This window comes from Mycolicibacterium sphagni (assembly GCF_002250655.1).
Classification (GTDB): domain Bacteria; phylum Actinomycetota; class Actinomycetes; order Mycobacteriales; family Mycobacteriaceae; genus Mycobacterium; species Mycobacterium sphagni.
The window spans coordinates 142,285-151,292 of sequence record NZ_NOZR01000012.1 but is presented as its reverse complement, the minus strand read 5'-3'; the positions used below and the strand labels follow the sequence as shown (position 1 = coordinate 151,292).

At 65.8% G+C, this 9,008-nt stretch carries 9 protein-coding genes; 6 read left to right on the top strand and 3 right to left on the bottom strand.

The genetic code is table 11. The annotated features are described in order from the left end of the window. The first annotated feature begins 141 nt into the window (after nucleotides 1–141). From CG716_RS15995 to CG716_RS15985, 3 genes are all read left to right on the top strand, one after another. On the top strand, nucleotides 142–1,029 hold the full coding sequence (locus CG716_RS15995) for a sterol desaturase family protein (RefSeq protein WP_094481265.1): 888 nt from the start codon (nucleotides 142–144) through the stop codon (nucleotides 1,027–1,029). Nucleotides 1,030–1,057: 28 nt separating this feature from the next. Beyond that, the gene (locus CG716_RS15990) at nucleotides 1,058–2,464 is read left to right on the top strand and encodes an NAD(P)/FAD-dependent oxidoreductase (RefSeq protein WP_094481263.1); all 1,407 of its coding nucleotides are present in this window, start codon (nucleotides 1,058–1,060) and stop codon (nucleotides 2,462–2,464) included. 211 nt (nucleotides 2,465–2,675) lie between these two features. Beyond that, the gene (locus CG716_RS15985) at nucleotides 2,676–3,299 is read left to right on the top strand and encodes an Rv1815 family serine proteinase (RefSeq protein WP_234817866.1); all 624 of its coding nucleotides are present in this window, start codon (nucleotides 2,676–2,678) and stop codon (nucleotides 3,297–3,299) included. Here CG716_RS15985 and CG716_RS15980 read toward each other — a convergent pair. After that, nucleotides 3,296–3,733, bottom strand: coding sequence for a nitroreductase/quinone reductase family protein (locus CG716_RS15980; RefSeq protein ID WP_094481259.1), 438 nt, complete (start codon nucleotides 3,731–3,733; stop codon nucleotides 3,296–3,298). The genes CG716_RS15985 and CG716_RS15980 overlap by 4 nt on opposite strands. Nucleotides 3,734–3,834: 101 nt before the next feature. On the opposite strand from CG716_RS15980, the gene CG716_RS15975 reads away from it, so the two are divergent. From CG716_RS15975 to CG716_RS15965, 3 genes are read left to right on the top strand one after another with little or no spacing between them, the layout of a single operon-like run. Further along, nucleotides 3,835–4,527 (top strand): TetR/AcrR family transcriptional regulator, encoded by a 693-nt coding sequence (locus tag CG716_RS15975; protein ID WP_207760697.1) that lies wholly within the window; start codon nucleotides 3,835–3,837, stop codon nucleotides 4,525–4,527. A 46-nt stretch (nucleotides 4,528–4,573) separates the two neighbouring features. Continuing rightward, nucleotides 4,574–5,059: a VOC family protein gene (locus tag CG716_RS15970; RefSeq protein WP_094481255.1), complete on the top strand. Its 486-nt coding sequence runs from the start codon at nucleotides 4,574–4,576 to the stop codon at nucleotides 5,057–5,059. Then, nucleotides 5,056–6,528 carry an FAD-binding protein gene (locus CG716_RS15965; protein ID WP_094481253.1) on the top strand — a complete coding sequence of 491 codons (1,473 nt, stop codon included), beginning with the start codon at nucleotides 5,056–5,058 and terminating at the stop codon, nucleotides 6,526–6,528. The genes CG716_RS15970 and CG716_RS15965 overlap by 4 nt, the downstream gene beginning before the upstream one ends. Here CG716_RS15965 and CG716_RS15960 read toward each other — a convergent pair. Next, a complete protein-coding gene (locus CG716_RS15960; RefSeq protein ID WP_234817865.1) occupies nucleotides 6,525–7,097 on the bottom strand; it encodes a cadmium resistance transporter in 573 nt (190 codons plus the stop codon). The two genes, CG716_RS15965 and CG716_RS15960, sit on opposite strands and share 4 nt — an antisense overlap. Beyond that, a complete protein-coding gene (locus CG716_RS15955) occupies nucleotides 7,094–9,007 on the bottom strand; it encodes an ABC transporter ATP-binding protein/permease (protein ID WP_094481251.1) in 1,914 nt (637 codons plus the stop codon). Before CG716_RS15955 ends, CG716_RS15960 begins: the two co-directional genes overlap by 4 nt. Nucleotide 9,008: the final 1 nt, after the last annotated feature.

Below are 9,008 nucleotides of genomic sequence, written 5' to 3'. Positions count from 1 at the left end.
GTTCACTCGACACCGGCAACCCACGTCCGATTGCAGCCCGAGGCCTTCGGCCCCGAGTCAGCCCCCATACCGTCTAGGCCGCGACATCGGAGGACGCGCGTGGACCGAGTCGGAGAGTTGTTGTCCGTTCTCCCGCCCCAGATGCGGGAGCCGGTGCTGTTCGCGATTCCATTTTTCCTGCTGCTGCTGATCCTCGAATGGACCGCCGCGCGCAAGCTTGAGCGCCTCACCGAGGCCGAGCAGCCCGCCTCCGGCGCATACCTGTCCCGGGACGCCTGGGCCTCGATCTCGATGGGGCTGGCGTCGATTGCGACCATGGGCGTTTGGAAATTCCTGGCCCTGCTCGGCTACGCGGCCCTTTACGCCTGCGTCGCCCCGTGGCACCTGTCGCCGACGAAGTGGTACACGTGGGTGATCGCGATCGTGGGCGTCGACGTCCTGTTCTACGCCTACCACCGCACCGCCCACCGAGTACGGCTGATCTGGGCCACCCATCAGGCGCACCACTCCAGCCGGTACTTCAACTTCGCCACCGCACTGCGCCAGAAATGGAACAACAGCGGCGAGATCATCATGTGGATTCCGTTGCCGCTCTTGGGTGTTCCGCCGTGGATGGTGTTCACCAGCTTCTCGATCAGTCTGATCTACCAGTTCTGGGTGCACACCGAGCACATCGACAAATTGCCCCGCGCCTTCGAGTTCGTGTTCAACACACCGTCACACCACCGGGTGCACCACGGCATGGATCCGGAATACCTGGACAAGAACTACGGCGGCATCCTGATCATCTGGGATCGGCTGTTCGGCTCGTTCCAGCCCGAGCTGTTCCGCCCGCATTACGGACTGACCAAGCCGGTCACCACGTTCAACATCTGGAAGCTGCAGACGCACGAATACGCGGCGATCGCCCGCGACGTGCGTTCGGCCACCCGCTGGCGCGACCGGCTCGGCTATGTCGTCGGACCGCCAGGCTGGCAGCCCGCCGCGGGGGCCACCGCGGGTCCTCGGCTCGCACGGTTCGCCAGGTAACTCGGCCACATCGTGGCACCATGCTCAGGTGCGGACCGTATTCGACAGCCGAGTCGACCCTGATCTGATCTCCCGGTCATTGGGGTCAGCCGCGTTCGGATCGATGTGGCTGGACATCCCGCGCCCCGACTACCCGCGGTTGCCGGGCGGCCTGACGTGCGACCTGCTGGTGGTCGGCGGGGGATACGCCGGTCTGTGGTCGGCACTGCACGCCGTCGAACGCAACCCCGGCGCCCGGGTGGTGCTGATCGAGGCCGAGCGGGTGGGCTGGGCGGCGTCCGGGCGCAACGGCGGCTTCGTCGAGGCCAGCATCACCCACGGTGCGGAGAACGGAAAATCCCGCTGGCCCAGTGAATTCGACCAGCTGGAGCGGCTTGGCCTGGCCAATCTCGACGGCATGCAGGCCGATATCGGCACCTATGAGATGCAGGTGGACTGGGAGCGCACCGGCATGCTGACGGTGGCCACCGAACCGCATCAGGTCGAATGGCTTGCCGACGGTGCCGACGCCGGTGACGGGCAGTTTCTGGACGAGGCTGCGGTGCGCGCCCAGGTCGACTCACCGACCTATCAGGCTGGGCTGTTCGCGCCGGACACCTGCGCGATCGTCCACCCCGCGCGGCTGGTCTTCGAGCTCGCCCGCGCGTGCGCCGAGGCCGGCGTGCAAATCTTCGAGCACACCCCTGCGCTGTCGCTGACCCGCGAACGCAGCGGCGTTCAGGTGAGCACGGCCGCGGGAGTGATCGAGGCCGACCAGGTGGTGTTGGCCACCAACGTGTTTCCCAGCCTGCTCAAGCGCAACCGGCTGCACACCATCCCGGTGTACGACTACGTGCTGGCCACCGAGCCGCTGACGCCGGCTCAGCTGGAATCAATCGGCTGGCGTTCGCGGCAGGGCATTGGTGACAGCGCCAACCAGTTCCACTACTACCGCCTCTCGGCCGACAACCGAATCGTCTGGGGCGGCTATGACGCCGTTTACCACTTCGGCCGCCGCGTCGACCCGACTTACGAAGACCGGCCCGATACCTACCGCAAGCTCGCAGCGCACTTCTTCATCACGTTCCCCCAACTCGAGGACGTACGGTTCAGCCACCGCTGGGCCGGGGCGATCGACACCAACACCCGATTTTGTGCGCATTGGGGCCTGGCCGGCCGCGGCCGGATCGCCTACGTCAACGGGTTCACCGGCCTCGGTGTCGGCGCCGCCCGGTTCGCCGCCGATGTCTGCCTCGATTTATTGAGCGGACACCCCACCGAGCGAACCGAGCTGGAAATGGTCAACCGCAAACCACTTCCGTTCCCGCCCGAGCCGGCCGCCAGCGTCGGTATCCAGGCCACCCGATGGTCGCTGAACCGGGCCGATCACAACGCCGGCAAACGCAATATCTTCCTGCGCACCCTCGACCAACTGGGCTTGGGGTTCGACTCTTAACCCCCTCTGACGGGATTGCTGCGGCGACACGCCGGGTACGTCATAGTTCGTTGGTAACGATTTGAAATCGACGCCGATACACAGTCGAGATACTTTCGCGGCGCGTCCTTGACGTTCCGCCGACCGATCGGGGTGTAGGGTGACTCGTTTTTCACTGAGAAGTGTTGTCGTCACCGCCGCGGCTCTGGCCGCGTCCGCGATCGTGGCACCGGTGGCTGACGCTACGCCCGGTGCAGTGGTCTCACCAGGGATGGAAATCCGCCAGGCCAGTAATGTCTGCACGCTCGGATTCGTCGACCCCGCGGCGCGGATCGCCTACTCGGCCGGCCACTGCCGGGCCGACGGGCCGGTCACCGATCGCGACGGCCGCGTCATCGGTGTGGTCTCGACCTCGCAGGACAACACCCCCGACGGCGCCGTCGTGCGCACCGACCAGGTGATCTCCGACTACGAGACGATCGCGCTGGCGCCCGACGTCGCGGTCAACAACATCCTGCCCGGCGGCCGCCAGCTGGTCGCCGAAGCCGCCCCGGCGATGACCCAGGGCCAACCGATCTGCCACTTCGGGGTCATCACGGGAGAAAGCTGCGGCTCGGTCGAGCGGGTCAACAACGGCTGGTTCACCATGGAGAACGGCGTGGTCAGCCAGAAGGGTGATTCCGGCGGTCCGGTCTATATGCCGGTCGGCAACACCAAGGCCGTGATCATGGGGCTGTTCAACAGCACCTGGGGCAATCTGCCCGCGGCGGTGTCCTGGGTGGCCACCAGCCAGCAGGTCCGGGCGGATGCCGGTGTGGTCAATGTTGCTGCGGCTCAAGAGGCGAACGCCAGCTAGCGCGCCAGCGCGAACACCGGGATGGCCGGGGCGGCCGCGCGCAACTGGTCAGCGCTCGAATCCGGCGTCAGGCCGGCGACGTGCCCTTTGACCTCCCAGTACCACCGGTCGAGATAACTCTTCAGCAGCGCGGGCTTGGCCTCGTCGGCCACTTCGGTCAACGCTACCGGGGTCCGCCGCCAGCGTGGCCCGAGCTCCACGGCGCCGGCCACTCGCGCGTTGCGCGCCCACTGGGTGTTACCGCGCGGGGAGACCAGGTATTCGGTGCCGTCCACTCGCAGCACGTTGACGACCACGCTGTGCAGGGCGCCGGACTTACGACCGCGCACTCGTAGCGCGCGGGTTCCGGCGATGCTGATGCCCGCCTCCGCGAGCCTGCGGACTATGGCGTTGAAGGCGCGGGCAGCGGCGTTCGGGCGGTCATAGTGGTTCATCTGGCAATCCTTCCTAATTAGAGAGCGATGCTCTCGACAACGATGCCATCCGGAACGGTGGAAATCAAGAGCACTGTTCTCGGATGTGCGACACTCGGCGCGTGGGGAAACGAGAGGACTCGCGGCGACGCATCGAGCGGCAGATCATCGAGCTGGGCCGCCGGCAGCTGGCGACCGAGGGCGCGGCCCGCTTATCGGTGCGCGCAATCGCCCGCGACCTGGGCATGGTGTCCTCGGCGGTGTACCGCTACGTCGCCAGTCGCGACGCCCTGCTGACCCTGTTACTGGTCGACGCGTACTCCGATCTGGCCGATTCCGTCGGGCAGGCCAGGGTGGGCACTGACGCCGGGTGGCGAGCCGACGTCAGGGCAATCGCGCACGCAGTACGGCGCTGGGCGCTGGATCAACCCGCCGAATGGGCCCTGCTATACGGCAGCCCGGTACCCGGCTATCACGCTCCCGCCGAACTGACCACCGGACCAGGCACCCGGGTAATCGGGATGCTGTTCGACGCGGTCGCGTCCGGCGTGATTACCGGCGACATTGCGCTCACCGAACATCATGTCGCGCAACCCATGTCAACGGACCTCTCCCAAGTGCGCGACGAGTTCGGCTTCCCCGGCGATGACGCGCTGGTGATCAGGTGCACCGCGATGTGGGCGCTGATCATCGGCGCCGTCAGCCTCGAGGTCTTCGGCCAATACGGCGCGGACACCTTCACCGACCTGGGTGTGTTGTTCGACGAACAGATCGGCTTGGCCATCGAGATGCTGACCGCGGGACCGCAGAACTAGAACACGTTCTAGCCACGCCGACGGGCCGGGGATATCCTCGTAGCCGATGACCAACCAGACACCTGTCCAGATCGCGTGGGTAACCCTCGATCTGGACGCCACCGAAGCCGCGTTGACGACGCTGCTCGGGGCCAGGAAATGGATTCGGATGCCTGGCGTGCACTTCGGGCCCGATACCTGCGTTCACCGCGGCGCCCCGGCCGACTACCACGCCGACATCTCGCTGAGCTATGCCGGCGAGACCCAACTGGAGCTCATCGCGCCCACCCGCGGCGACAGCGTGTACTCCGAATTTCTGGCCACCAGCCCTGCGGGCCTGCACCACATCTGCCAGGAGACCGTCGACGCCGAAGCGTTCGACGCAGCGCTGGAGGCCGCCGGACCCGCCGTCGCCGCCCACGGAGTGATGCCCGGCGGCATGCGCTTCGCCTACCTCGCGGCCCCCGAAGCCGGAGTGCCCTACCTGGAGATTGCCTATGTCTCCGAAGAGATCCGCGCGTTCTTTGACTACGTGAAACAGGAGCAGCAATGAGTGGCCTGGACATCCCCGCAACCGTCGACGCCGCCGAGGTCACCGAGTGGTCCGACGATGTCGACGTCGTCGTGATCGGCTTCGGCATCGGCGGGGGCTGCGCGGCGGTCAGCGCCGCCGCCGCCGGCGCCCGGGTATTGGTGCTCGAACGTGCCGCCGTCGCCGGTGGCACCACCGCGATGGCCGGCGGGCATTTCTATCTCGGCGGCGGAACCGCCGTGCAACAGGCGACCGGTCACGCGGACAGCGTCGAGGAGATGTACAAGTACCTCGTCGCGGTTTCCCGCGAGCCCGAACTCGACAAGATCCGCGCGTATTGCGAAGGCAGCGTCGAACACTTCGACTGGCTGGAAGAGCTCGGCATCGCGTTCGAGCGCTCCTACTACCCGGAAAAGGCCGTCATCCAGCCCAACACCGAGGGCCTGATGTTCACCGGCAACGAGAAGGTGTGGCCGTACAAGAACATGGCGGTGCCGGCGCCGCGCGGTCACAAGGTTCCGGTCCCCGGTGACACCCAAGGCGCGGCCATGGTGATCGACCTGCTCCTGAAGCGGGCGGCCGAACTGGGTGTGCAGATCCGCTACGAAACCGGCGCGACGAATCTGGTCGTCGACGGCCACTCAGCCGACTCAGCCGTGGTCGGCGTGTCGTGGAAGCGGTTCAACGAGACCGGGTCGATCCGGGCCAAATCGGTGGTGATCGCAGCCGGCGGGTTCGTGATGAACCCCGATATGGTCGCCCAGTTCACCCCGAAGCTCGCCGAGAAGCCGTTCGTGCTGGGTAACACCTACGACGACGGCCTCGGCATCCGGCTCGGCGAGTCGGTCGGTGGGGCCACCAAGCACATGGACCAGGTCTTCATCACTGCACCCGTCTACCCGCCGTCGATCCTGCTGACCGGCATCATCGTCAACAAGTTCGGCAAGCGATTCGTCACCGAGGACGGCTACCACTCGCGCACTTCGGGTTTCGTGATGGACCAGCCCGACAGCGCGGCGTACCTGATCGTCGACGAGGCGCATATGCAGCGCCCAGAGATCCCGCTGATCACCTTCATCGACGGCTGGGAGACCGTCGAGGAGATGGAAGCCGCATTGGGTATCCCAACCGGCAACCTCGTCGAGACACTGAACAACTACAACGAGCACGCCGCCAATGGCGAGGATCCCGAGTTCCACAAGCAGCCGGAATTCCTTGCGCCGCAAGACAAGGGACCGTGGGGCGCTTTCGACCTGACGCTGGGCAAGGCGATGTATTCCGGTTTCACGGTCGGCGGTTTGGCCACCGATGTCAACGGCGAGGTGCTGCGGGCCGACGGCAGCGCGATCGCGGGGCTGTACGCGGCGGGCGCCTGCGCGTCCAACATCGCCCAGGACGGCAAGGGCTACGCCAGCGGCACCCAACTCGGGGAGGGCTCGTTCTTCGGGCGGCGCGCGGGAACGCACGCCGCGACGTCCGCGAAATCCTAGAGGCCGAAGAGGATCGCCAAACCGATTGAGATAAGGACCACCGGCAAAATAACGTGGCTCCAGCCCGTTAACAGTTTGGCGACGGGTGGGCGACTGGCCAGAAAGAGCCCAGCAGCGCACCACAGCGCTACGCAGATGAGGAAAATGCCGACGTAGCCGCTGATGCTGGCGGCACCGACAACGGCGAAGACAGGAACGTAGGCGCCAACGTTGTCGCCACCGTTGGCGAAGGTCACCGTGGCGACTTCCAGAACGCCCGAACCGCGATCCCGCGGCGATTCACTGTCGTCGTCCTCGCTCGTGTGCGACCGCCATGCTTGCCATCCGGCACGAATGCCGAGCGACAGCGGTAGCAGGCCAAGGTAGGGAATCGCGTTGTGCGGCAGCAGGCTTACCCCCAGCGCGCCGGCGATCGACACGGTCAGGATCCCGCAGAAGCCGAGATATTGGCCCGCGATGACGCGCAACTGATCCGGCCGATGCCGCCCGGCGCGGCCGAAGAACACCGCAAGCACCACAAGGTCGTCGATGTTCGTCAGCGCGAACAGAACTGCCGCCTGCGCGATCACACCGTTGCGGGCTCGTTACCCTCGACGTGCCCCAGCCGCCAGCGGCCCTCGCCGAGCAACTCCAGGTGCTTGACGTGGTGCTGCTCAACGGTGCTGCGGTGACTGACGCTGACCAGGATGGTGTTGGGCAGCTCAGTGCGGACCATGTCGTACAGGGCGAACTCCAGACCCTCGTCGAGCGCCGATGTCGCCTCGTCCAGGAAGACCGCCTTGGGCCTGGTGAGCAGCACCCGCGCGAACGCGATGCGCTGCTGCTCGCCAGGTGAGAGCACCTTTGCCCAGTCCTGCGCCTCGTCCAGCCGGATCACCAAGTGTGACAGCGCAACTCTGTTCAACGCTCGCTGCAGCTCGTCATCGGTGATCGATCCCGACGTAGCGGGATAGGAGACCACCGTGCGCAGATCACCCAGCGGCACATAGGGCATCTGCGACAGGAACATCGTGTCGTCGTCGTCGGGACGGCACAGGGTGCCCGACGTGAAGGGCCACAGCTGGGCCAGGCTGCGCAGCAGCGTGGTCTTGCCCGCTCCCGAGGGGCCGGTGATGACCAGCGTCTCGCCCGGCTCCAGCCGCAGGTTGATCGGGTCGACCAGCTGATCGCCGCTGGGTGTGCGGACCTCCACCTGCCGCAGCTCTACCGAGCCGTCCCGGCTGGCAAGAGTGTTCAGCTTCGGCAGCTCGCGGGCCTCTGCGTTGGTTTCGACCAGCCCGTGCAGACGGATGATGGCCGCGCGGTAAGCGGCGAAGGAGTCGTAGGCATTTCGGAAGAATGACAGCGAATCATGAATGGAGCCAAAGGCGCTGGACGACTGGGTGACGTCGCCGAGGGCGATTTCACCGGCGAACAACCGCGGCGCCTGGATCACCAGCGGCAGCGGGTTGATGATCTGGCTCATCGACAGGTTCCAGCCGGTCAAGGCGATAGTGCGATTCACATACCGGCGGTAGTTGGCGATGATCTCGGCGAACTTGGCGCGTAGCAGGCCCCGCTCGGCGTCTTCGCCGCGGTAGAACCCGACGGCCTCGGCGGCGTCGCGCAACCGGACCAGCGCGTAGCGGAACACAGCGTTGGTGAGCTCGTTGCGGAAACTCAGCTTGATCAACGGGTGGCCGATCCAGAACGCGATGATCGTCGCGAAGATGACGTAGACCAGCACCACCCAGAACAGGGCGTGGCCGAGGGTGACGCCCAAGAAGGTCAACGGCCCGGACAGGTGCCACAGGATCACGGTGAACGAAACGACCGTCACCATCGAGTTGATGGCGCCGAACAGCAGCGTGCTGGAGCTGCCGATCATCGGCTGGTTCGGCCCCGAGCCCACCCCGGCGGTGAAGATGTCGATGTCGTACTGGATGCGCTGATCGGGGTTGTCGATATCGCTGTCGGTGAAGCGGGTGCGGTAGTACGCGTGGTCGTCGAGCCAGTCGCAGGTGAGCCGGTCGGTGAGCCACACGCGCCAGCGAATGATGAACCGCTGCATCAAATAAATGTCGAGCATCACCCGAGTGATGTAGATGGTCGCCAGAACGCCGAAGAGGACCAACGCCGCCCAGAATCCGTGAATGCCGGACTGGCGAACTTCGTCGTTGTCGCCGCCGGACCCCTGGAAGGCCACCTGCAGCGCGGTGAACAGGTCGTTGCTGTAGAAGCTGAGCAACACGTCGAGGCGCACCGAGATGATCGTCGACAGCAACAACACGGCGACCCAGACCCACACCCCGATGCTCTGGCGGCCCTTGAAGTAGTCACCCGTGATGCGCCAGTACTGCCGGCCCCAGACGGTGTAGCGGGCCAGCAGGAACAGCACTACGAGGCTCAGTACGGCACTGATGGCCCACGCCTTGGAGATCCAGATCAGGGACGGGACGAGCTCGTTGCCCCAGTCCATGGACGGCTTGAACTTCTCCAAC